This window comes from Edaphobacter sp., from assembly GCF_035532915.1.
GTDB lineage: Bacteria > Acidobacteriota > Terriglobia > Terriglobales > Acidobacteriaceae > Edaphobacter.
The window spans coordinates 1-23,693 of sequence record NZ_DATKQC010000176.1; the positions used below are offsets into that span (position 1 = coordinate 1).

A 23,693-nucleotide genomic window follows, 5' to 3' on the forward strand; every position below is an offset into this window, starting at 1 on the left:
TGCCAAACGGCCACCGTTCCTGCCGGAACGCCGCTCGCCGTCCAGGTTGACGACCATCTCCCCATGCGCGTCGGCCAACCCATCCGCGCCGAGCTGATCTATCCCGTCTACGCCGACAACAAGCTCGTCCTCCCCGAAAAGACTATCCTTGAAGGCACAGTCACCTCCCTTCGCGCCGATCACTCTCATCGCGTCACCGCACGTCTCCGTGCAGATTTCACGCCCTTCTACATCCCTGTTGTTCGCTTCACCGGAATTCTGCTCGACGACGGAACCACTCTGCCCATTGTCACCGGAACCGCCACCGACGGAGCGCCCATCTACCGCCTCGTTCCACCGCCTCACCGCAAGGGAGGCTTCATCCATCAGCAGTTCGACAACGGCATCCAGGTCCTCCGCGACCAGCTCGCCTTCTTCACTGCCCCCGACAAGCGCGACCGCTTCACCCAGCTTCTATACACTCAGCTCCCCTACCATCCGCAGCGCATTCAGAAGGGCACAGCCTGGACAGTCGAAACAGCAGCCTCACTCAACATTCCACCGCAATCCGCTCCGGAACCAGCGCTCGCCACAAAACCTGCCGACTCATCCATCTGGATCGTCAACGCCTACCTCACCGACAAGCTAAGCTCTACGTCCTCCAAATCCGGCCAGATCATCCACGCTACCGTCGCCGAGCCTATCTATAACCCGGACCACACCATTGCCGTACCTGAAGGCTCAACTCTTGTAGGAGCTGTCACTCAAGCGAAACCTGCTCGCCGCTTCGGACGCGTCGGCGTCTTGCACTTCGACTTCCGCCAGCTTGTTCTGCCCAGCGGTAAGACACAGAATGTCCAGACAACCGTCACCAGCGCAGATTCATCCTCGGCCCAAAACCTCGCGATGGACTCCGAAGGCCAGGTAAAGCCAAAGCCGCAGGACAAGGTCATCGTTCCCCTGCTGCTCATCGCGCTCGCGGCCAGCCCGTTGCATCAGGATCGTGGCGATGGAGATAGAGAGCTCTTCCGCAAAAATGCAGGAGCCTCCAACAGCATCGGCCTCATCGGCTTCATCGTCGGAACCGCCAGCGGCTCAGCCAACGTGGCCGCAGGCTTCGGAGCTTACGGCGCAGCGCTTTCTCTCTACAATCGATGGATCAAGCGAGGCGGCGAAGTCACCTTCGCCCGCGACACCCGCATCGTCGTCCAGACCACGGCCCGCCGCTCTCAAGTCCTGAAACCGAACCTTCCCGCAACCAGCCACTGATTGTTATTCCCACTCAATCGTTCCGGGCGGCTTCGACGTAATGTCGTAGACCACTCGATTGATGCAACGAATCTCGCTCACGAAGCGGCTTGAGATCGTCCGCAACACCTCGTAGGGCAGCGGAGCCCAGTCTGCGGTCATCCCATCTTCCGACTCCACCGCACGGATCGCGCAGGTGTAGGCATACGTCCTTTGATCGCCCATGACGCCCACGCTCTTCACCGGCAGCAGCACAGCGAAGGATTGCCAGACCTTGCGATAAAGGCCAGCCGCCTTAATCTCGGCGACGACAATCTCGTCGGCCTCCTGCAACAAGGCAACGCGATCCGCAGTCACCTCGCCCAGAATCCTGACTGCAAGTCCAGGCCCCGGAAAGGGTTGCCGCTCGATAATGTCATCGGGCATGCCCAGGTCCCGACCGATGCGGCGAACTTCATCTTTGAAGAGATCGCGCAGCGGCTCGATCAGCTTGAGCTTCATGTTCTCCGGCAAACCTCCGACGTTGTGATGGCTCTTGATCGTATGCGAAGGCCCATGCACGCTCGAAGACTCGATCACATCTGGATAGAGAGTGCCCTGGACCAGCCACGCAATCTCTTCGCCAACATGTTTCTCTGCTTCAAAGATCTTCTTCGCTTCGTCGTCGAAGACGGCAATGAACTCGTTGCCGATCACCTTCCGTTTCTTCTCGGGATCAGTAACGCCAGCCAGCTTCGATAAGAAGCGCTCGCCTGCATCTACCGCAACGACATTCAGCCCTAGCTGCTCGCGCATCGTCTTCTGCACCTTGGCGAACTCGTCCTTGCGCAGCACTCCGTTGTTCACGAAGATGCAGGTCAGCCGGTCGCCAATCGCCTTCGCCACCAGAACCGCGGCGACCGACGAGTCAACGCCTCCGCTCAATCCGCAGATAGCATGGCCATCGCCGACCTGAGCCTTCACCCGCTCCACCGTTGCCTGAATAAAGTGCTCCGGCGTCCAATCCTGCTTCGCTCCGCAGATATCGAGGCAGAAGTTCTTCAGCAGCGCCATTCCCTGCTTCGTATGCGCGACCTCGGGATGAAACTGCACTGCCCAGATTCGCCGCTTCTCGTCGGCAATTCCGGCAACAGCATTGCTTGTCTTCGCCGTCAGCGAGAAGCCCTCCGGCAACTGCTCGGCATGGTCGCCATGCGACATCCAGACATCGAGCGTCTGCGGCAATCCACGAAACAGCGGAGTCTCCGCCACCACGGCTACCTCGACATGGCCATACTCCCGCGCTGCCGCTGGCTGCACCTTGCCGCCAAGATGATGCACGACGAACTGCAACCCGTAGCAGATTCCCAGCACCGGCACGCCCATCGCGAGCACCGCCGGGTCGGCCGCCGGAGCCTCCGCATCATAGACAGAGCAAGGCCCACCCGAGAGGATGACGCCCTTCGGGTTCAACGCCCGCACTTTTTCGAGCGAAGCGGTACAAGGCAGCACCACGGAGAAAACGTTGAACTCGCGGATACGCCGCGCGATGAGCTGCGTATACTGCGACCCAAAATCCAGAATGACTATCGTTGAAGTGTCCACGTATCCAGTGTAAATGCGAGGGCGCAAGTACCTGGAAACCGCCTGCGGAACTCTATGAGGTGACGGCGAAAGGCCGGTCAGTTCGTGACCGCCTTAGCTGGGATCTTTGTGCCGCGTAGTCTGCACTCCAGTCACAATCCCGAGCCCTATTAGAATGATCGCGCCGGCCACAATATAGTGCTGAGGGATATGCATCAGGTGGGCCAGATAAGCGACGCCCACGATCAAAATGAGGTAGCCAATTGCATAGATTCCAAATGACATCCGTAGCCTCCGGGCAGAAGTTTCAAAAGGCCCTGTGCTATGAGATGCAGAATTTCCGCCTACCTGAGTAAAGAGCCCTCATCAGTCTCATAGGCGCGCCATAGCTCCAGATAAGACACCAGCCGAGCCACATGGAAGAAGTCCGAGGCGACAAAATAGATCACCGTCACCCCAGCCCACCACCACGTCAAAAACTGCGGAGTCGCTACCACCTCAAACGGCAGAGGAGTGGCCGAAAGCACCATCGCCAGCACGATCAGCGCGATCTTCACAATCCCCATTACCAAGTTGATCTCCATGAGCTTCGATTTGAGCGGTCCCAGCCGGAATGCCGCAGCAAAACTTTTGCCGACGCCGATGTTCCGCAGCATGGCCAGCAGCGGAGCGACGCTCAACCCCCAGCTCGCGATCGCCCAAAGCGAAAATAGCCCCAGCGTCCCAACAATCGCGAGCGAACAATAACCCACGAGGTTTGGCTCGCCGCCAGCGGCAATCGGCCTGGTGATATTCAGCTGTGCCGCCCACTCCATGCACAAAAACCATACGGCAAAGCTCCCCAGCAGCGCCACCACTCGCACTGCCTGCAACACGATCAAGGTCCCCAGGCGGACGTAAAGCCTGCTGTCCACGCGTCGCAGCACAACCATGCGTCCCACCGACGACACCACCACCCACACCAGCACCAGGATCGGCCCCAGCCACACCAGCAGATGCGCTACAGGCGGCAGAACGACTGCCATCGCGTCCGCAAGCGTCTTCGACGATCCCATCGCATCCAGGATCGACATGGACTTCAGCGCCTTCACGTCCAAGGGAGCGGCTTGCAGAATTCTTGTTCCCTGATACCAGAGAACCAGCAGCGCCGGAATCCCATAAATCCAGCGCCACAATACTTCCAGCGCCGTCCACTGGGGGTTCTTCCAACACTGCGACAGCACATGCACAAACGACTGTGTCCCGCGTACCGTCCCCGCAGCGATCACGACGCCATCCTGCGGCGTCGCCTCCACTACTTCACCACCAGATTTACCAGCTTGCCGGGCACCACAATCACCTTCACCACGGTCTTGCCTTCCATTCTTGCGATAACCTTAGCATCCGCCAGCGCCGCAGCCTTTACAACGTCTTCCTTGCTGCCGACCGGAACCGTGACGACGTTGACCAGCTTGCCATTCATCTGCACTGGAATCTCTACTTCATCTTCGCGCAGAAGATCAGCATTCGCCACCGGCCACGGCACGCGAAACACCACGCCCTCGCCGCCGATCTGCTCCCACAACTCCGCCACAAAAAACGGAGCGAAGGGAGCCATCAGCAATACCAGGTTGCGGAATACCTCCGCCACCGCCGCGGGCGAAACCTCGCCTGCGTCAATCGCGGCCTCCGAAGCCACTACCTCGTTGACCAGCTCCATCGTCGCGGCGATGGAGGTATTGAAGTGCCAGCGGCCGCTGAAGTCCATCGTGATCTTCGCAATCGTCTGGTGCAGCTTGCGCAGCAGCTTCTGCTCCACGGCGGAGCCTTTGCCCTCGCGCACCACCCCTTGCGCCATGCTCGCGGTGCCATACTTCGTCGCCAGCCGGTAGATCCTGCTCAGGAAGCGGCTGATTCCGGCGACTCCATCTTCCTGCCACTCCAGATCTTTATCCGGTGGAACCGCGAACAAAGCGTACATGCGCGTTGCATCCGCACCATAGCGAGCAATCATGTCGTCGGGCGAGACCACGTTGCCCTTCGACTTCGACATCTTCGCGCCATCCTTGATGACCATACCCTGCGTAAACAGCCGCGCAGCAGGCTCGTCATTTTTGATCAGTCCAAGATCGCGCATGACCTTCGTCCAGAACCGCGAATAGATCAGGTGGAGAATCGCATGTTCCACGCCGCCGATGTACTGATCAATCGGAAACCAGTAATTCGCCTTCTCGCTCGCAAACGGCGCGTCCGCGTTCTTCGAATCGGTGTAGCGATAGAAGTACCAACTCGAATCGACGAACGTATCCATCGTGTCCGTCTCGCGCCGCGCAGGGCCACCGCACTTCGGGCAAGTCGTATTCACAAACTCCGGCACGCGGCCCAGCGGAGATCCGCCCTGCTGCGTAATATCCACCTGCGGCGGCAGTACCACCGGCAATGCGCTCTCCGGCAGCGGAATCGGCTCTTCGCCGGAGCATTCGCAATAGACCATCGGGATCGGCGTTCCCCAATACCGCTGGCGGCTCACGCCCCAGTCTTTCAGACGATATGTAACTGTAGCCGTACCAAATCCATTCTCCTTGGCAAACCCGGCCATCTTCTGCTGCGCTTCCACGCTGCTCTCGCCCGTCCATTCACCAGAATCCACCAGCACGGCATCTTCTTCCGCGGTGTAAGGAAGAGCCACATCGCCAGCATCGACACGGGGAGCAATCACCTGCTTCACGGCCAGGCCATACTTCTGGGCAAACTCAAAGTCCCGCTCATCATGGGCCGGAACGCTCATGATCGCGCCGGTGCCGTAGTCCGCCAGAATGTAGTTCGCCACCCAGATGGGCACGCGTTCGCCATTGAACGGATTCACCGCAAACCGGCCCGTATCCACACCATGCTTTTCGATGCCGCCGACATCCCCGGCCTCACGCGCCAGTGTCTGCTGTGCCAGCAACTCCTCGATCTTGCCTGCAAGTGCAGCGTCCTCGGCCGCAAAAGCCCTGGCCACCGCATGTTCCGGAGCAAGCTGCACCGAGGTCGCGCCAAAGATCGTATCCACCCGCGTCGTAAACACGGTGATCTTCTCGCAATTCGCTGCCTTCACCTCGCCATCCACGGCGAAGTCCACCAGCGTCCCCTCGCTGCGACCGATCCAGTTGCGCTGCATGGTCCTGACCTTCTCCGGCCAACCCACCAGCTTGTCCAAACCGTCCAGCAACTCGTCCGAATACTTCGTAATCCTCAAAAACCACTGCGTCAGATCCCGCTGTTCGACGACGGTGTCCTCATGTCGCCAGCAGACGCCCCGCCCTTTGGAATCCAGGATCACCTGCTCGTTGGCCAGCACGGTCTGGCAATCCGGACACCAGTTGACCTTGCTCTTCTTCCGGTAGGCGAGGCCCGCGTTATACATCTTCAAAAAGAACCACTGGTTCCAGCGGTAGTAATCCGGCAGGCAGGTCGTGACCTCGGTGGCCCAGTCGTAGCTCAAACCCAGCCGCTGCATCTGCTTGCGCATTGCGGCAATATTCGCCAGCGTCCACTCGCGCGGCGGGGTATTGTTCTTGAGCGCGGCATTCTCCGCCGGCAGCCCAAATGCGTCCCAGCCCATCGGATGCAGCACGTTATACCCGCGCATCCACATGTGGCGGGCCAGCGCATCGCCAATCGCATAGTTCCGTACATGCCCCATGTGCAACTGCCCGCTCGGGTAGGGCAGCATCTCGATGCAGTAGTACTTCGGCTTACCCGCATCGTGCCCTTCGGCGGCATAGAGCGCCGGATCGGCGTCCCACCGCTGCTGCCACTTCGGTTCAATCTCCGCCGGGCTATACCGCGCCTGCTTGTCCGTCTCGCTCGTCTGCATCTCTGGCATATATTTCTGATTGTAAAGAAAACCACGCCATCGCTGCTGACGAACGCACTCTTCCTCTCAAATTCCAGCCGACCGCTAGGTTTGCGCGCCCTTGGCCTTCCACGGAGCAAACCCGTTCTCTAGCCCCTCCAGTGCCGGGGCCAGCGACGGATAATGCCGCAGCAACACCGTAGAAAGCGTGCTGTCCCTGATCCAATCCATCCCGGCCTTGCTGTAGACGTCTTCGGTAAAGTCGGTGGTAAAGAAGCGATCGCTATTCAGCCGCCGCGACGCCATCAGGATAAAGATGCGGAAGGCGGTATCGCTGAAGCCAAACCCTTCCGGCGGCTTTTCCGCAAATAGCCCCACAATCAGGTCCACCGAATCGATGTCGTTGTTGTAGACGCGGCGTATTTCTTCGCGCCACTCCGCATTTGGAGTAAGCTCTTCGAACGTCGTCACTGGCCGCAGGTTCAGCAGCTTACGGAACTTCGTATATCGCGGAACTCCCAGTTCGCGGCAGCGCATAATATCGTGCGCCGCAACGTCCATCAAAATGCCGTCCGGCCTCACGAAGTGCTGCAGCGTCTTCGGATAGTTATGCAGCACGACCGCTCCGGGATTCATCAGCCCGAACGAGTAGAACAGGTCCTCGACGTGGATGCTGTCGCAGATATTCTGTGCGTCATCACCGGCAATCTGCTGAAAATTGAGTTTTTGCAACACCTCGCCCGTCTCCCGCGACCAGAAGGTTATGTCATCGGGAATCAGTGGATGCATCCGATAGACCGCTACGAACTCCTCCGTCAGCGAATAAGGAACTCCAAAGTGGTCGGTCTCCGAGCCCGGTATCCCGCTGACCAGCTCACTCCCGCTCAAGCGGCCAAACAGATTCTTGATTCGCTCTCCGGCCAGCCCCCACCAGTTCGCGCGCATGGCAATCTGCAACACCGGATGCCCCAGGATCGCCGTCGTCCACTCCACGGTATGAATCTTGGCGATAATCGCGGCATTGATGAGCCTCGCGTGCTCAAACAGGTCGTCATCGCCCCACTCGGGATACTCCTGCTTCAGCTTGTCGCAGATCGAATTGTGCTCCAGCGAAAACAGCGTGTAGAAGAGCTCAAGCCCCACCCACCATCCCACCAGCGCAGCCGATTGCAGTTGTACCAGCGCGGTCGGATCGGGATGCACCAGATGGTCTTTGCCCACGAAGATCTTGCCGTCTAGTCCAGTCCGTACCTTCGCGCGATAGTCCGCCGTGCTGCCATAAAGCTGCGAGCCGTCCCACCAGTGGGTCTCCGTGTTGACGTAGGTAAGCGGCTTGCCCTCATCCGCAGCGGTCCGCGTCGGGTCCGGCATCGTGCGCAAAACCTGCATCGGGTTCTCGTGCCAGGTGTCATTCTGCGCCAGCGGCACTTGCCATGGGTCTTCCTTGATGCTCTTGCCGTGACTGAACCAGTCGCGAATCTGGAACTGCAGCCATGCCGCCGCCAGCAGATTCAACGTCTTCGCCGGAGTAAATTCATTGCGGGTCATCAACTCCAGGCTCACCACTCGCGGGCTCGGCGTCATAAGGTCAGGCTGCTTCTGCTGCCATGTCTCCTCCAGAGGAATGTTTCTGCCAAACCGCGAACCGGCGCTCCCCATAAACGGACACTTCATATCGTTGAAGGTCCCGTCCGGGGTTCGGGCCGTCACCACATTTGGATAAGCCGGAGAAGTTGCGGGCACAGTGTCCGGCGTATTTGTGTCGATCAGGTTTTTCTCGCGTAAGGTATTCCGGTCGCCGGCCAGCACCACAAGCGCCAGTGGAACCGGCAATGACGGCCAGCCGATCTTCTGATCGACCAAGACGGCTGTCCGGTTGAATCCGTCGAGAAGTCTCCGCTTGCATCGCGCACTGCGAAGAATTTTTACCGCGGCAGCGGCCGCCAATGCACCCCCGGCGGCAAGTCCAAACGCTTTTAGCACTCTCATGGCAGTGTCCTCGTGACCTAAATTACTTCACAAGCGGGCCCGAAACTGCACGGGCAATACTAGATGGCTCCACGCAGCGAAGCAATAGCCTTGCGACCGGATGGCGACACCAACTCCGCCCACTCCTTCAAAAAGGACTAGACTCTACCCAAGCCGGATGGAAAACCTCACCTGCTTGTACGCCCTCATCGGAGAGGTTCGTGCTCTTGCAATCTGTCAAATCGTTCCCAACCAATACACCCTGCCAGAAATCCTCGCCCGCGCTCAGGATATTTCTCGCCTCGCCGCTTATCCTCTTTGCCTTCCTAGCTTTCAGCCTGCAAGCCTGCCGGGGGATGACACCCCCGGAACAAGCGGAAGCGCTTCCTCCACAGCAGATGCTAAGAAATATCGGCGCAATGCATCCCTCCATCGAGCCTTCTGAAAAAGTGGCCGCCACGGCTTCCCCGGTGATCGTCATCGGATTTCTGGGAGGGCGCGTCAAGAAAAGCAACCTCATCCATCGCGAAGTCCAGCTCGCCATGCATATTCGACAGAACCACCCGGTGGGAGTCTACGCGCAGGTCTTTCAAAACTCTCACGGCGCGAAAGCATTCCAGCAGATTCTGCACCTGCTGGACACAAACCATGACGGAGCCCTGAGCGTTGCCGAAAAACAGCACGCCCGCATCATTCTCTACGGCCACAGCTGGGGAGCCTCAGAGACGGTCACCATGGCGCATCAGCTTCAGGACGATAAAATTCCCGTCCTGCTGACCATCCTCGTCGACCGCGTGTCGAAGATCAGAGAGGGAGACCCTCGAATCCCGGCCAACGTGGCCCAGGCCGTCAACTTCTACCAGCTCAACGGACTGCTGCACGGCCGACCTACCATCCGCGCCGCCGATCCAGCCCGAACGCAGATCCTCGGCAACTATCAGCTCAACTATGAGAACACCCACGTCTCCTGCGACAAGTATCCCTGGTATGCCCGCCTCTTCATGGGGCCGCACATCGAGATCGAAAACGATCCCCGCGTATGGAACCAGGTTGAATCGCTGATCAGCGCAAAGCTACCGCCGCAAAAAATAACCACAACCGCGGCGCTCACAAGTCCGTCAGAATAAATTGCGAATCCGGCAACTCAATCTGCGTCATCCAGCAGCCAGCGTCCGCAGCACCCCGACATTCCTCGCTTCATCTCCTGGAGCATCCACAGGCGTCTCCGCGATAAACGCCACATGGGCAAACCGCGCATCGTGCAGCAGCCGCCGAAACGCCTCCGCTCCAATCGTCCCCTCGCCGATATGCTCATGCCGGTCGAGCTTCGATCCCATCGCGGCCTTGGCATCATTGCTATGCCAAACCTTCACCGCATCGAAGCCCACCGTCGACTCCACCAGCTTCATCGTCTCGATGTAGCCATCCGCTGACACGATGTCATACCCAGCCACATGGACGTGGCAGGTATCCAGGCACACCGCCACCGGGGCGCAGGCCTTCAGGCACTCCACCAGCTCCGCCACCTGCTCCAGCTTGCCGCCCAGCGAAAACTCCGCGCCAGCCGTATTCTCAATCAAAATCCTGAAGTTCTTCCCCGTAAAGTCGATGCCATCAATCGCGCGCTCAATCGACTGCGCCGCCAGCCGTAGTCCTTCCTCGCGCGTCAGTCCCTTCCAACTGCCCGGATGCAGCACCAGATACTCCGCACCCAGCGCCAACGCGCGCTCCACCTCGCCGCGAAACGCCGCCACCGAGTTCTCCCGTACACTCTCGGTCTGGCTGCACAGATTAATCAGATAGCTCGCATGCACAGCCACCGGCGCCACATCATGCTGAGCACGCAGCGCCAGCATCTTCGCCGCATCCTCCGGCTTCACCGGAGCCGCCTTCCACATGCGCGGACTGGCCGAAAATATCTGGAACGTGTTCGCTCCCGCTGCTACCGCCCGCTCCACCGCCGTCCAGCACCCGCCCGAGGTGCCTACATGAACCCCAATTCGCTTCTTCACGGAATCTGCCATCCTTCAAGCCTACCGCACCTTCGAAGTAGCCTCATCGGCATAGAACTCCGCGATCTGCTTCTCGTATTTCTTCTCCACCACACGCCGCTTCAGCTTCATGCTCGGCGTTAGCTCGCCGCCTTCCACCGACCACTCATCCGGCACCACGCTCATCCGCTTCATGCTCTCGTAGCTGGGCAGGTCGGCATTCACCTTGTCCACGATCTCCTGATAAGCCTTCACCACCTTGGCATCTTTCACCAGCGCAGCATGGTCTGCCGCAGCGATGCCCTGCCCCTTGGCCCATCCCTCTAACGCAGCAAAATTAGGCGAAATCAGCACGCAGGCAAACTTATGTTTATCGCCCACCATCGCCGCCTGCGCCACCAGCGTATTCGCCTTCAGCTTATTTTCAATCGGCTGCGGAGCGATCAGCTTTCCTCCGCTGGTCTTGAGCAGCTCCTTCTTCCTGTCCGTAATCGACAGAAATCCGTCGGCATCTACGTTGCCGATATCGCCAGTCTTAAACCACCCATCCGACGTAAAGACCTCCGCCGTCTCCTTCTCCTTGTTCCAGTAGCCCGGAAATATCGAAGGCCCCTTCACCTCCAGTTCGCCATCGGCGGCAAACCGGCACTCCACATTCGACAGCGCCTTCCCCACCGTCCCAATCCTGTGCGCCTTCGGGTAGTTCAGCCCAATCACCGGCGAAGTCTCCGTCAGCCCATACCCCTCAAAGATCACAATCCCTGCATCGGCAAACCACCCTGCCGTATCCATCCCCAGAGGAGCACCGCCCGAGATAAACACCTCTACCCGACCGCCAAACGCCTCGCGAATCTTGCCGAATACCAGCTTGTTCGCCAGCGCCCAGCCGATGCCCGAAGGAGTCTTCCCCTCCAGCGTCTCCGGCCTGTGCGTCTTACCCGTCGCCAAAGCCCATTTCAAAATCCTCGACTTCACTGGCGATGCAGCCGACTTCCCTTCCACCGCCTGGCGAATCTTCTCGTAAACCCGCGGCACCGCCACAAAGATCGTCGGCTTCAACGCCTTCATCGCCTCCGGCAGCAGATCGAACTTCGGGCAATAGGCCACCGTCGCCTCGTTGCACATCATCGCGTAGTCCAGATGCCGCGCCGTGACATGCGACAACGGCAGAAACGAGATGCAGCTGTCCTTCTCCGTAAACCCAAATGGATCGGTCGAAAGATTTAGATTGCTGGCAATGTTGCCATGCGTCAACATCGCGCCCTTCGGCTCGCCCGTCGTCCCTGACGTATAGATGATCGTCGCAAGGTCCTCTCCCCGCGCACCCTTCACCATCGCATCGAACGCGGAATCCCGCTGCTGCTTCGCCTGCGTACCCTGCATCAGGCTGGCAAAGCTCTCCGCACCCGAAAACTCCCCGGCATCCATCACCACCACATGCTCCAGCTCGGGCATATCCCCGGCGGCTGCCAGTTTGTCATACTGTTCCTTCGAGGACACCACCGCCACCTTCGCCCCTGAATCCCGCACCATGTAGCCGATGTGTTCCGCCGTCAGCGTCGGATAAAGCGGCACATCGACCGCGCCAATCGCCAGCGTGGCAAAGTCCGTCACCGCCCACTCCCAGCGGTTCTCCGACAGAATCACTACCCGGTCGCCCTTCCCCAGTCCCCACCCGCGCAGCACATCGGCCAGCGCCCGTACCCGCCCGTACAGTTCGGACGAAGAGATCGGCTTCCACTCCCCCGCCGCATCCTGCCACTTCATCACGGGCTTATCGCCGCGCCCTGTCACCTTCACCAGAACATCGTTCAACGTCGTCAGATCAAACATCACCGCCACCTCGGCTGTTAAAAGTCACACCCCACAATAAACCACCGGCTGCCGAGCCAGCGATCGAGTTGGCGTTCCCTTGTTTGTTCTGAGACTAGCTTCGCTCCGTAATCCCATTCAGCAACACGTCGATCACCTGGGCCGCAGTGACCTTCGCATCGTAGACCCTCCCCGTAAATACGGCCGAACTCACCAGTTCATCAATGGTTCCAAACATACAGTGCGCCACCACGCCATCGGAGAGGTCCTTGCGAAAGATTCCTTCCTGCTGCCCACGCCGAACCACCTCACGAACCGTCTGGATGTACTTCGCCAAGTGACGGTGCGAAAACTCCGCGATGAACTTCGCGCTCTGCCGCATCTCCGTCTGGAGCAGCACAGCCATGCTCCGGTTGACCTGGTAGCTTTCCAGATGAACCAGCGCGATGTACTCAAGCTGCTCCCGTGGCCCCTCGATGGTTACAAACGCATCGGTAATCTGCTGATAGAACCTGTCGAATCTCCGGTCGATCGCCGTCCGCAGGACATCATCCTTGCTTTTGAAGTAAAGATAGACCGTCCCGTCCGCCACCCCGGCGCGCTTCGCAATCTCGCTCACAGGCGATTTGAAGTATCCCCGCTCGGCGATCACCTCCACCGCTGCGTCGAGGATGCGCTGATACTTTTCACAGGCAGCCAGCTCTTCTTCCGTCTTCTTCAAGCCCTCTCCTACTTTGGTGTTCACTTCGTAACGTGAATTTTCGGCAAAAGGTCTAGTTCTGAGACTCTAACGAACCCCATCAGAACTTGCCAGCAAGAAAGTTCGTCCAATATGAAATGCATCTTTATGCATTTTCCACTTTTCCACAATTTTAGTTTTCAAAAGATGAAGGGCCAGCCTTCAGAAAAGAAAACTGACCTATAAACCGCTACCGATGCAAGACGAAGATGACGACATTAAACCGGGTTAAAAATTACGCCTGAGGAACCGGGGTCAACCGAACGAATGCCGCTGCCTGTTTCGGCCAATCCGCCAGCATAGCCTTCGCCAATCCGCTGGCAGACTCCTCGGCATGAGCTACGATCATCGCCTTCAGAGCCTCCTGCGATTCCTGATTAACCGAGCTAAACCCTTCTGCTGCAATGAACTCAGGGTGGTATCTCTGCCCTGATACGAACGAGCCGTCAGCGTCGTAAACCCACGCCAAACCGCCCGTCATGCCCGCTCCAAAGTTCATGCCGACCCGGCCCAGAACAGCTACCACGCCACCGGTCATATACTCGCAACCGTGGTCGCCAACTCCTTCGATAACAGCAGTTGCGCCAGAGTTACGAACGGCGAAACGCTCTCCCGCCCGGCCTGCGGCAAACAGCTTTCCGGATGTTGCGCCATACAAGGCGACATTGCCGAGAATTACATGCTGTCCGCTGTCCTTGGCCGCCAGACCACAGGCCCGGATCACGATCTCGCCACCCGATAAACCCTTGCCAACAAAGTCGTTAGCCTGTCCATCCAGCACCAGTTTCATGCCGTCGACTGCAAAGGCGCCAAACGATTGACCCGCCGTGCCATTCAGATTAAAGGTCACATCCGAGGGGAGATCAGCCTGCGCGCGCCGCAGAACCAGTTCTCCGGCAAGCCGGGAGCCGATGGAACGATCGCAGTTAGCAACCTTGGATTCGATGGCATAAGGCTTGCCCTGCTCGACCGCTTCGAGTGCAGGAACAACCCATGCCTCATCCAGCGGCAAACCAACCACAGGCTGGTCATTGCGGCCCCCCATCCATCGGCTCGCGCCTTCGGACACCTTCGCCAGCATCGGCTGAAGGTCGAGATTGCCGTCAAACCTAACCTGCTCAAGCAGGTCCGTCCGCCCAACCGCTTCATCGAGCGAAGCAAATCCATACTTCGCCAATAACTGCTGCAAGTCAGCGGAAAGTTCCTCAAAGAAGCGCACCACATGCTCCGGTTTGCCGCGGAACTTCGCGCGCAACTCCGGCTTCTGCGTCGCAATTCCTGTAGGACAGGTGTTCAGGTGACATTGGCGCGCCATATCGCATCCCAGAACCACCAGCACCGCCGTACCAAACGCGTATTCATCCGCGCCGAGCAAGGCAGCGATCAGAATGTCATGGGCCGTAGCCAGGCCACCGTCGGTACGCAGCCGAACGCGTCCGCGCATTCCATTCTGCATCAGCACCTGCTGGGCCTCGGCCAGTCCAAGCTCCCACGGATTGCCGGCATACTTGATGCTCGACAACGCCGCTGCACCCGTCCCGCCCACATTGCCGGCAATCACGATGAAGTCCGCGTACGCCTTGGCGACACCGGCGGCAACCGTACCGACACCACAGCCGGAGACCAACTTGACGCCCACCGCGGCCTTCGGGTTCACGCGCTTCAGGTCATAGATAAGCTGCGCGAGGTCCTCGATGGAGTAGATGTCGTGATGCGGCGGAGGCGAGATCAGCGGAACACCGGGCTGAGCATGGCGCAGACGTGCAATCATCCCGCTCACCTTGTGGCCGGGGAGTTGTCCGCCCTCGCCGGGCTTCGCACCCTGGGCCACTTTGATCTCAATCTCTTCGGCATGGGCCAGATATTCGGCAGTCACGCCGAAACGTCCGGAGGCAATCTGCTTGATCTTGTTGTTCAGCGAAGTATGCACCGCCGGGGCCTCGACCACAGGCTCCGCTACTGCCGCAGCACTGCCGCCAGAACGCGACCGCGCCTGTAGGATCAGCTCCTCGTCCTGATGGATCCTGCCGCCGTCCACGGAATTGAGCTTGTATACAGCCCTGTCTTCGCCGCCTTCGCCAGTATTCGAACGTGCTCCAAGCATGTTCATGCCAGCAGTAATCGTCTGATGCGCCTCCGGGCTCAAGGAGCCGAGCGACATTGCACTGGCGATGAATCGCTTGACCAGGCTCGACGGTGCTTCGACGTCCTTGAGAGAAAGCTCCGGTCCAGACGGGCGAATCTTCAGCAGATCACGCAGCACCGCCGGATCGTGCTCCAGAACTTCCTGCGTAAAGATGGCAAACGCTCCCGCCGGATCGGTCGGCTGCGGGACATTGCGCGCCGTACCGACAACCGACTGCAACGCCTTGACGTTAGGCGGCTGCCAGGCATGGGGCTCAGAGACATTAGCCTTACGAAAACGGACCCAGCCATAATCCGGCAGGTCTGCGGTAGCCGGAGCGGTTCCGTCACTCACTAGCCACGTCTGCCGAAGCTGACGCTCCACCTCGGCAAATCCGATACCGGAAAGAGGAGCAGGAGTATCCACAAAACAGCGGTCGACCACACTGGAGTGCAGGCCGAGAATATCGAACAAATGTCCACCGCGATAGCTGTGAACGACGGAGATGCCCATCTTGGACATGACCTTTGCTAGTCCGGCATCGAGCGCCTTCAGCATCTTGCGCTCGTACGCTTCAGCATCCGTACCCGCAGGCGCCACGCTCAAAGCAGTCTCCAGCGCGAGCCACGGGCAAACCACGCCAGCTCCGTATCCAATCAGGACGGCAGCATGGTGAATATCGCGGCAATCGCCAGCCTCGACAGCGATTCCGGCGAGCGTACGCAGACCAGCACCAACCAAAGCCTGATGTACCGCACCAGTGGCCATCGCCATCGGAACCGGTAGCCGTTCCGGGCTCGCCGAACGGTCGGAGAGCAACAGGATGCGAGCGCCGTTGCGGACCAACTGAATGGCCTGCATGCAAATATCATCAAGCCCTTGAATCAGGGTTGTCTCCGGCTTGAAGACGCACTGCAGCTCTGCAAAGTGCAACTCTGCCGCATGAGGATATTCGCGCTTCCGCAGAGCCTCAACCTGCCCCAACGACAGGAAGGGAGAAGACAGGGAAAGCCCAGGCAACGGCGAATTCTTGTCCAGCAGATGGGCCCATGGGCCGAGGCGCGTATGCAACGAGACCACACAGGCCTCGCGCAGAGGATCGATGGCAGGATTAGTCACCTGCGCGAACCGCTGGCGGAAATAGGCATACAACGGCCGGGGAGAGCGCGCCAGAAAAGCCAGCGGGGTGTCGTCACCCATCGACCAAACCGGGTCCTTGCCCTCGGTTGCCATCGGATGCAGGATCATCTTCACGTCTTCGCGGGTATAGCCAAATCCGCGATGGGTAGCCGCAAGCGTAGTTGCTTCAATCGGCTGAAACGGCACAGGGTTCAGCGGAGTATCTTCGACGAGCTTCGCGTAGGTTGCTCCTGCATCGAACAACTGCAGTAACTCTTCATTCTCAAAAATTTTGTGGCTTTCGAGGTCGACGAGGAACATCTCCCCCGGCCCAAGACGTCCGCTATGCACCACCTCTTCCGGATCGAGATCGACCAGGCCAATCTCCGACCCGGCAACCACCAGGCCATCCTTCGTCACGGCGAAGCGACAAGGGCGAAGCCCGTTGCGGTCCAACGCAGCGCCGATAACTTTACCGTCGCTGAATGCCAACGCAGCCGGACCATCCCACGGCTCGGCGCAATCGATGTGGTAACGCAGGAACGAGGATTTCTCGTGTCCCTCGGACGCAGGCGGAAGGAGCATTCGAACCGCCTCGGCCAGTGTTCTGCCATTCTGGGAGAGCAGCTCGATCGCCTCATCGAGGCTCGTCGAGTCGGTGCCGCCCTCGGTCAAAACCGGCTTGCACTCTACCGGCAGCGTTGAGTCGCGGGCCGTCATGCGCGCGCGATTTCCCCAAATGGTATTGATCTCGCCGTTGTGGCCCAGCTTGCGGCCGGGCTGAGCACGATGCCATGTGGGCAAAGTGTTCGTGGCATAGCGCTGATGAAAGACCGCGAACGGCGTGACAAACTCTTCCGACGCCAGATCGGGGAAGAAATTCGCCAGAAAACTTCCGGCAACCATTGCTTTGTAGGTAATCGTCTGCGACGACAAAGAGCAGATATAGCCGGTCACATCCCCACGTTCGTGCGACCGCTCAAATTGTTTCCGGGCCAGATAGAGTCTGCGCTCCGTCGTCCCGACTTCAGCATTCGCTGAATCCGTTACCAATACCTGCCGAATCTTCGGCATCGTCCCTAAGGCTTCTTCGCCCAGCCACTCCGTACAGATGGGAACGTCGCGCCAACAAAGCACCTTAAAGTCGTGCGAGAGCAGACAGCGCTCCAGCAGCGCCTCGGCTCGCGTCTCCTCGAGCGGAAGCAGCAGCATGCCCACGCCCAGCGGCTGCTGGTCGTCCAGCTCAATATTGGTGGCGCGCAACAACAGGGCCCGAGGGACAGCGGTCAATACACCTACGCCGTCGCTGCTCTTTCCATCGGCGGCAGTCGCACCGCGATGCGCCAGGCGGCCAAGAGCGGTCAAAGCCTGGTCAAGAATCTTATGGGTTGGCACAGCGTCCACGGCGGCCACAAAGCCCACGCCGCAGGAATCATGCTCAAATTTCTCGTCAATAAGCGAGGCAGGAATGCGCGGGGTGGCACGCGTGAGGCTCTGGGCAGACAAGGGGGCAGGGGTCAGGGCAGCGGGGTTTAACGCATTTGTAAAAAACCGTTCCATGCTTCACTATACGTCGGGCGATGCTCAAGTGTCGCCAGAGGTACCTTCCTTTTTTTGATACGCTTCATAAGCAGAACAAGCGGCCTATGTATAAATATACACTATGATGTATATTTATACATGTAATACCGCTACACTTGAACGATCTTTATTGCCGGCGCATTGCAATCTTCTAACTGAGAATGCATTGCGATCCTTATTACCAATGCATTGCGGTCTTTTAATAGGTAAATCACTCGCATGAAACAACAGCGCCATACCGTAATTCGAGACCTGCTGGTAACGGCCTCCGTTGCCAACCAGGACGAGTTGCGGCAAAAACTCGCAGGGCGAGGCTTTCATGTCACTCAGGCTACCCTCTCACGGGACATCCATGAGCTGCGGCTTTCCAAGGGACCGGCAGGCTACTCCCTCCCCGGCGGAGAGGACGCAGCCGACGATGCGCTGCCGGGAATCCGAGATATTCTTCACAGCTTTGGCCTTGAAGTGCGTCCGGCGGCAAACCTTCTCGTTCTGGTCACAACCACCGGCGGAGCCCAGCCAGTCGCTGCCGGGATCGATTACGAAGACTGGCCGGAGGTCGTCGGCACCATCGCCGGAGACGACACCATCCTTATCATCTGCCCTGACGAGCAACAGGCAAAGACACTAAAAACGAGAATTGAAGGTTACATTGGCTAATCTCGAAGCACTGCAAACATCGACCGAAAGCGTTGGCACGTCGGCGGCAAGCTCACGTCCGCCCCGCATCGCCGTGGCGGGTGTCAGCGGCTATGCCGGCGGAGAACTGGCACGGCTGTTGCTGCGCCATCCCGCCCTCGAAGGAGCGAAGCCGGTCTTTCTGGGCCGCGCAGGCGAGTCCGAGGTTGGCCCCTCCACCTCGCTCGAGGCGCTTCACCCTTATCTCACCGCCCCAGGCGCAGTCGATTCGACGCCGGTCTACTCGTTCAGCTGGGATCGGATCGCTGACGCGGGCATCGATCTGCTATTTATGGCCACGCCGCACGAGCAATCGCGCGAGTGGGTTCCCGAAGCCATGGAGCGCGGCCTCAAGGTCATCGACCTGAGCGGAGCGTGGCGGCTGCAGGAGACTCGCAATCGCGATGTCTATCGCCTGAAAGATACCAATCCTGCGCTTGCAGCAGAATTGCAGACAGAGGCAGTCTACGGATGCCCGGAGCTGCACCGCGACGCGATCAAGAGCGCTCGCCTGGTTGCGAATCCCGGCTGCTATTCCACGTCCATGATTCTGGCTCTCGCTCCTCTGGTTCAGACGGGGCTGGTCGATCTTGATCATGGCATCGTCTGCGATGCGAAGTCGGGGGTCAGCGGAGCCGGAAAAGCCGCGACGGCGAAGACTCATTTCATGTATGCCGCCGACAATTTTTCGGCCTATAACGTCTTCGGCCATCGCCATACCGGCGAGTTGCTCGAGCAGCTTCATCTCAGCGCTGACCAGATTCAGTTCACGCCGCATCTGCTGCCGATTCCGCGAGGAATTCTCGCGACCATTTATCTGCGGCTCAAGCAGTCCACCGAGCCTGCTGCGATCAGCGCCATATTCTCGGACTTCTATCGCGACAGCCCTATGGTTCGTCTCTATAGATCGCCGCAGTTGCCGCAGATCCAGCATGTAGTTCGTACCAACTTCTGCGACATCGGCTTCGAGCTTGCGGCGGACGGAAAGCGGATGGTCATCGTCTCCTGCCTGGACAACCTGTTGAAGGGTGCATCCGGTCAGGCGGTTCAAAATCTAAACCTGATGTGCGGATGGAATGAACAGGAGGGCTTGCTGTGAGATTTGTCGTCAAACTAGGCGGTGCGGCCCTTGAGAACAAGGACATCCTTCATGGGTGCGGCAAGGCAATCGCCGAACTCGTCGCCGATGGAAACCAGGTTGCCGTCGTCCACGGCGGCGGCGTTCAGCTCACCCGTACCCTGGCACTGATGGGCAAGAAGAGCGAATTCGTCTCCGGCCTGCGTATCACCGATGCCGAGACGCGCGATGCCGCCATCATGGTGCTGGCAGGGCGCGTAAACAAATCGCTGGTTGCTGCTATTGGATCGCATGGACAGGCTGCGGTCGGCCTCTCCGGTGGCGACGGACACGTCTTTCGCGCGCGCAAGAAGAAGACCAACCCCGATCTCGGCTTTGTCGGCGAGATCGCCGGTACTGATCCCCGCTGGCTCGAAGCGATCTGGACCATGGGCGCGGTCCCCGTCATCTCCTCGATTGCCCTGGGCTTCGACGGCGAGTACTACAACATCAACGCCGACGAGATGGCCGCGGCCTGCGCGATCTGCACCAAGGCGGACACCCTTGTGTTTCTCACCGACGTCCCCGGAGTCAAGGGAGCGGATGGCAACGTTCTGCGATGGCTGACGCTGTCGCAGATTCCTGCGCTCGAGAAGCAGCAGGTTGTCTCCGGCGGCATGTTGCCCAAGCTTAACGCCTGCCGCAATGCCCTTACGCATGGCGTCAAGCGAGTACGTATTCTGCCTGCGGAGTCTGCGGCGCTGCTGCCCGATCTCTGCTCGACCCGGGTGAACGATGGAACGGAGGTAATGGTCGCATGAAGCTGGCATCCATACAGGCTGCGGAGAACAAGTTGCTTCTCCATACTTATGAGCGCAATCCTTATCTCTTCGTCAGTGGACAGGGCGTCTACCTGCGCGACGAAGAAGGCAACGACTTCCTCGATCTGCTGAGCGGCATCGGCGTCTCCGCGCTCGGCTACGCCCATCCCGCGATTGAAGCGGCCATCCTCGACCAGAGCAAGCGCCTGTTGCACACGTCGAACCTCTTCTATCACGAGGGGACCGCGAACCTCGCGCTGCGCCTGACGGAGATCAGCGGCCTCGATCGCATCTTCTTCTGCAACAGCGGCACCGAGGCATGGGAGGCCGCGCTGAAGCTCGCCCGCTCTCACGCTCGTCTACTGCGTGAGAAGGGCCGAAAGATCGGCACGAAGTTTCTTGCCATGGAACACAGCTTTCACGGACGCACCATGGGTTCGGTTGCGACCACGCATAAAGAGAAGTACCGCGAGCCATTCGGCCCGGTCATGCCTGACGTCGAGTTCGTGCGCTTTAATGATTTGGACGATCTCCGTGCGAAGTTCTCAGAGGCCGTCTGCGGCATCTGCATCGAACCGCTTCAAGGTGAAGGCGGCATCCATCCCGTCTCGCAGGAGTTCTTCGCCGCTGCCCGCGAGCTTTGCGACTCTACTGGTGCATTGCTGCTCGCCGACGAGATCCAAAGCGGCCTCGGCCGTACCGGCAAATGGTTTGCCTATCAGCATTACGGCATCCTGCCCGACATCACCACGCTCGCGAAGCCCATCGCCGGCGGCATCCCTATGGGAGCGATGCTCTGCACCGATGAGGCTGCGCTCGGCTTCACTCCCGGTCAGCATGGAACTACCTTCGGCGGGGGTCCGCTTGCCTGCGCCGTCGCGATTGCCGTTCTCGACACCATGCAGCGCGAGAACATGCTGGTACACATTCAATCCACTGGAGACTTCTTCAAGGCGAAGCTTCAGGAGTTGGCAGCGCGCCATGACTGCATCATCGATGTCCGCGGTGCGGGCCTGATGCTCGGCATTGAACTCAACTCAGCAGAGTTGGCAAAGCAGGTCGCCGCGCAGATGATGGAACGCCGCATCATCATCAATCGCACCAGCGAGACCGTGCTTCGTTTCCTGCCTCCTTACATTCTTGAACGGAAGCATGTCGAGATTGCCGTCAATGCACTCGACGAAATCTTAAAAGACCTTGCAGCATACGCCGGGACCGCACCGGCAGGAGAAAAAGCCCATGGGTAGCAAAACCGTAGTCATGAACCCAAAGCCCGCAGAGAGCGAAGATACCTCTTCTCGCAAGGCAACAGCAACTCTGGGCATCCAGTCCGACACTGCTTTCAGCGAAGCGAGTAAACGCCTGAGTGGCCGCGATCTCTGTTCCATCGCCGACCTCACCGTGCAGGAGATGGCTGCCATCATGGAGCTTGCCCACGCAGTCAAAGCCAATCCTGAAGACTTCCGCCACGCGCTCGACGCACGCCAGATGGTGATGTTCTTCGAGAAGGCCTCGCTGCGCACACGCGTCACCTTTGAAGCAGCGATCAACACCCTCGGCGGCAACGCCATCTTCGTCGATCAGACGCAGTCTCCTCTGGGCGAGCGCGAGTCTCTCTCCGACATGGCCCGCAACCTCGAGCGCTGGATGAACATCATCGTGCTACGCACCTACGCGCACGACACCATCACCGAGATGGCCGCCTGCTCCAAGGTTCCTGTCATCAATGCGCTCTCCGACCTCGAGCACCCATGTCAAGCCATCGCCGATTTCTTTACGCTCGAAGAACGCTTCGGCTCGGCGCAGGGTCTTCGCTTTACCTATGTCGGCGACGGGAACAATGTCTGTCACTCGCTGATGCTGACCGCCGCGCAGCTTGGCGCGCATTGCATCGTGGCATCGCCCAAAGGCTTCGCCCCCAAGCTTGAAATTATTCACAAGGCCATCGAGATCAGTGAATCGACCGGCGGCAGCATCACATTAATGCACGATCCCATCAAAGCCGTGACCGGCGCCGATGCCGTCTATACCGACGTATGCACCAGCATGGGATTCGAGCACGAAGCCACCAAGCGCGCGCCAATCTTCAAGCCTTACCAGGTCAACGAAGAGCTGATGTCACACGCGCGGCCCGATGCCGTCTTCATGCACTGCCTGCCCGCGCACCGCAACGCAGAGGTCACCGACGCGGTTCTGGATGGTCCGCAGTCCGTCGTCTTCGATCAGGCCGAAAACCGCATGCATGCGCAGAAGGCTCTTCTGCTGATGCTGCTCGGCGGCGCCAAGCGGACCACCAGCAGCCGCGCACGAGTGACCCAGCCCCGCAAACGCTCTTAATCATTCACGCTCAACCATTGAGGTCTACGCCACTATGTCCGTAATTCTTGAATCCCTGCCCGTCGGCCAGAAGGTGGGTATAGCCTTCTCCGGCGGCCTGGATACCAGCGCCGCGCTTCACTGGATGAAACAGAAGGGCGCTCTGCCTTACTCCTACACCGCCAACCTCGGCCAGCCCGACGAAGCCGACTACGACGAGATCCCGCGCAAGGCACTCGAGTACGGCGCGGAGAAGGCTCGCCTCATCGACTGCCGCGGCCCCCTCGTTCGCGAGGGCATCGCCGCACTCCAGGCCGGAGCGTTCCACATCACCACTGCGGGCGTCACCTACTTCAACACCACCCCCATCGGCCGCGCAGTAACCGGAACCATGCTCGTCACAGCGATGAAGGAAGACGACGTCAACATCTGGGGCGACGGCTCGACCTTCAAGGGCAATGACATCGAGCGCTTCTATCGCTATGGCCTGCTCGTCAACCCCGGCCTCAAGGTCTACAAGCCCTGGCTCGACGCCGCCTTCATCGACGAGCTCGGCGGCCGCGCCGAGATGTCGGCCTTCATGCAGAAGTCCGGCTTCGCCTACAAGATGTCGTCGGAGAAGGCCTACTCGACCGACTCCAACATCCTCGGCGGCACGCACGAGGCCAAGGACCTCGAACACCTCTCGACCAGCATGAAGATCGTCGCCCCCATCATGGGCGTCGCCTTCTGGCGCGACGACGTCGAGATCAAGCGCGAAGAGATCACCATCCGCTTCGAAGAGGGCTTCCCCGTCGCCCTCAACGGCAAGGACTACGCAGACCCCGTCGCCCTGATGCTCGAAGCCAACGCCATTGGCGGTCGTCACGGCCTCGG

At 59.4% G+C, this 23,693-nt stretch carries 17 protein-coding genes; 8 read left to right on the forward strand and 9 right to left on the reverse strand.

Annotated features, from left to right (window positions below):
* On the forward strand, positions 1–1,248 hold a 1,248-nt coding region (locus tag VMU57_RS08415), incomplete at its 5' end, for a hypothetical protein (RefSeq protein ID WP_325382379.1).
* 3 nt (positions 1,249–1,251) lie between these two features.
* On the opposite strand, the gene guaA is transcribed toward VMU57_RS08415, so the two are convergent.
* From guaA to VMU57_RS08440, 5 genes are all read right to left on the reverse strand, one after another.
* On the reverse strand, positions 1,252–2,811 hold the full coding sequence (guaA, locus tag VMU57_RS08420) for a glutamine-hydrolyzing GMP synthase (protein ID WP_325382381.1): 1,560 nt from the start codon (positions 2,809–2,811) through the stop codon (positions 1,252–1,254).
* Positions 2,812–2,904: 93 nt separating this feature from the next.
* Positions 2,905–3,075 carry a hypothetical protein gene (locus VMU57_RS08425; RefSeq protein WP_325382383.1) on the reverse strand — a complete coding sequence of 57 codons (171 nt, stop codon included), beginning with the start codon at positions 3,073–3,075 and terminating at the stop codon, positions 2,905–2,907.
* Positions 3,076–3,134: 59 nt separating this feature from the next.
* Positions 3,135–4,085 (reverse strand): hypothetical protein, encoded by a 951-nt coding sequence (locus tag VMU57_RS08430; protein WP_325382385.1) that lies wholly within the window; start codon positions 4,083–4,085, stop codon positions 3,135–3,137.
* Complete coding sequence (leuS, locus tag VMU57_RS08435) at positions 4,085–6,640, reverse strand: leucine--tRNA ligase (protein WP_325382387.1); 2,556 nt, start codon at positions 6,638–6,640, stop codon at positions 4,085–4,087. Before leuS ends, VMU57_RS08430 begins: the two co-directional genes overlap by 1 nt.
* A 75-nt stretch (positions 6,641–6,715) precedes the next feature.
* Complete coding sequence (locus VMU57_RS08440; protein WP_325382389.1) at positions 6,716–8,599, reverse strand: peroxidase family protein; 1,884 nt, start codon at positions 8,597–8,599, stop codon at positions 6,716–6,718.
* A 200-nt stretch (positions 8,600–8,799) separates the two neighbouring features.
* Here VMU57_RS08440 and VMU57_RS08445 point away from each other — a divergent pair, with 200 nt between their 5' ends.
* Positions 8,800–9,705 carry a hypothetical protein gene (locus VMU57_RS08445; protein ID WP_325382391.1) on the forward strand — a complete coding sequence of 302 codons (906 nt, stop codon included), beginning with the start codon at positions 8,800–8,802 and terminating at the stop codon, positions 9,703–9,705.
* 27 nt (positions 9,706–9,732) lie between these two features.
* Here the strand turns inward: VMU57_RS08445 and VMU57_RS08450 are convergent, their stop codons facing one another.
* The 4 genes from VMU57_RS08450 to VMU57_RS08465 all read right to left on the reverse strand — a co-directional run bounded on the left by VMU57_RS08450 (position 9,733) and on the right by VMU57_RS08465 (position 17,924).
* The gene (locus tag VMU57_RS08450) at positions 9,733–10,602 is read right to left on the reverse strand and encodes a deoxyribonuclease IV (RefSeq protein ID WP_325382393.1); all 870 of its coding nucleotides are present in this window, start codon (positions 10,600–10,602) and stop codon (positions 9,733–9,735) included.
* 9 nt (positions 10,603–10,611) lie between these two features.
* Entirely contained in the window at positions 10,612–12,402 is a 1,791-nt protein-coding gene (locus VMU57_RS08455) for a long-chain fatty acid--CoA ligase (RefSeq protein WP_325382395.1), read from the reverse strand.
* 94 nt (positions 12,403–12,496) lie between these two features.
* Positions 12,497–13,102, reverse strand: coding sequence for a TetR/AcrR family transcriptional regulator (locus VMU57_RS08460; protein WP_325382396.1), 606 nt, complete (start codon positions 13,100–13,102; stop codon positions 12,497–12,499).
* Between the two features lie 253 nt (positions 13,103–13,355).
* On the reverse strand, positions 13,356–17,924 hold the full coding sequence (locus VMU57_RS08465) for a glutamate synthase-related protein (RefSeq protein WP_325382397.1): 4,569 nt from the start codon (positions 17,922–17,924) through the stop codon (positions 13,356–13,358).
* Between the two features lie 240 nt (positions 17,925–18,164).
* Here VMU57_RS08465 and VMU57_RS08470 point away from each other — a divergent pair, with 240 nt between their 5' ends.
* The 6 genes from VMU57_RS08470 to argG all read left to right on the forward strand — a co-directional run.
* The gene (locus VMU57_RS08470; protein ID WP_325382399.1) at positions 18,165–18,605 is read left to right on the forward strand and encodes an ArgR family transcriptional regulator; all 441 of its coding nucleotides are present in this window, start codon (positions 18,165–18,167) and stop codon (positions 18,603–18,605) included.
* 10 nt (positions 18,606–18,615) lie between these two features.
* The gene (argC, locus tag VMU57_RS08475; protein ID WP_325382409.1) at positions 18,616–19,722 is read left to right on the forward strand and encodes an N-acetyl-gamma-glutamyl-phosphate reductase; all 1,107 of its coding nucleotides are present in this window, start codon (positions 18,616–18,618) and stop codon (positions 19,720–19,722) included.
* Positions 19,719–20,501, forward strand: coding sequence for an acetylglutamate kinase (gene argB, locus VMU57_RS08480; protein WP_325382401.1), 783 nt, complete (start codon positions 19,719–19,721; stop codon positions 20,499–20,501). Before argC ends, argB begins: the two co-directional genes overlap by 4 nt.
* On the forward strand, positions 20,498–21,748 hold the full coding sequence (locus VMU57_RS08485; protein WP_325382403.1) for an aspartate aminotransferase family protein: 1,251 nt from the start codon (positions 20,498–20,500) through the stop codon (positions 21,746–21,748). The genes argB and VMU57_RS08485 overlap by 4 nt, the downstream gene beginning before the upstream one ends.
* Complete coding sequence (argF, locus tag VMU57_RS08490; RefSeq protein WP_325382405.1) at positions 21,741–22,838, forward strand: ornithine carbamoyltransferase; 1,098 nt, start codon at positions 21,741–21,743, stop codon at positions 22,836–22,838. The genes VMU57_RS08485 and argF overlap by 8 nt, the downstream gene beginning before the upstream one ends.
* A 34-nt stretch (positions 22,839–22,872) precedes the next feature.
* On the forward strand, positions 22,873–23,693 hold an 821-nt coding region (gene argG, locus VMU57_RS08495), incomplete at its 3' end, for an argininosuccinate synthase (RefSeq protein ID WP_325382407.1).

What these genes read in the sequence shown, in the direction of transcription:
- VMU57_RS08465 (WP_325382397.1), bottom strand. Translation starts at nt 17,924, where the DNA reads ATGGAACGGTTTTTTACAAATGCGTTAAACCCCGCTGCCCTGACCCCT.
- VMU57_RS08485 (WP_325382403.1), top strand. Translation starts at nt 20,498, where the DNA reads ATGAAGCTGGCATCCATACAGGCTGCGGAGAACAAGTTGCTTCTCCAT.
- leuS (WP_325382387.1), bottom strand. Translation starts at nt 6,640, where the DNA reads ATGCCAGAGATGCAGACGAGCGAGACGGACAAGCAGGCGCGGTATAGC.
- VMU57_RS08455 (WP_325382395.1), bottom strand. Translation starts at nt 12,402, where the DNA reads ATGTTTGATCTGACGACGTTGAACGATGTTCTGGTGAAGGTGACAGGG.
- VMU57_RS08450 (WP_325382393.1), bottom strand. Translation starts at nt 10,602, where the DNA reads ATGGCAGATTCCGTGAAGAAGCGAATTGGGGTTCATGTAGGCACCTCG.
- VMU57_RS08425 (WP_325382383.1), bottom strand. Translation starts at nt 3,075, where the DNA reads ATGTCATTTGGAATCTATGCAATTGGCTACCTCATTTTGATCGTGGGC.
- argF (WP_325382405.1), top strand. Translation starts at nt 21,741, where the DNA reads ATGGGTAGCAAAACCGTAGTCATGAACCCAAAGCCCGCAGAGAGCGAA.
- VMU57_RS08440 (WP_325382389.1), bottom strand. Translation starts at nt 8,599, where the DNA reads ATGAGAGTGCTAAAAGCGTTTGGACTTGCCGCCGGGGGTGCATTGGCG.
- VMU57_RS08470 (WP_325382399.1), top strand. Translation starts at nt 18,165, where the DNA reads ATGAAACAACAGCGCCATACCGTAATTCGAGACCTGCTGGTAACGGCC.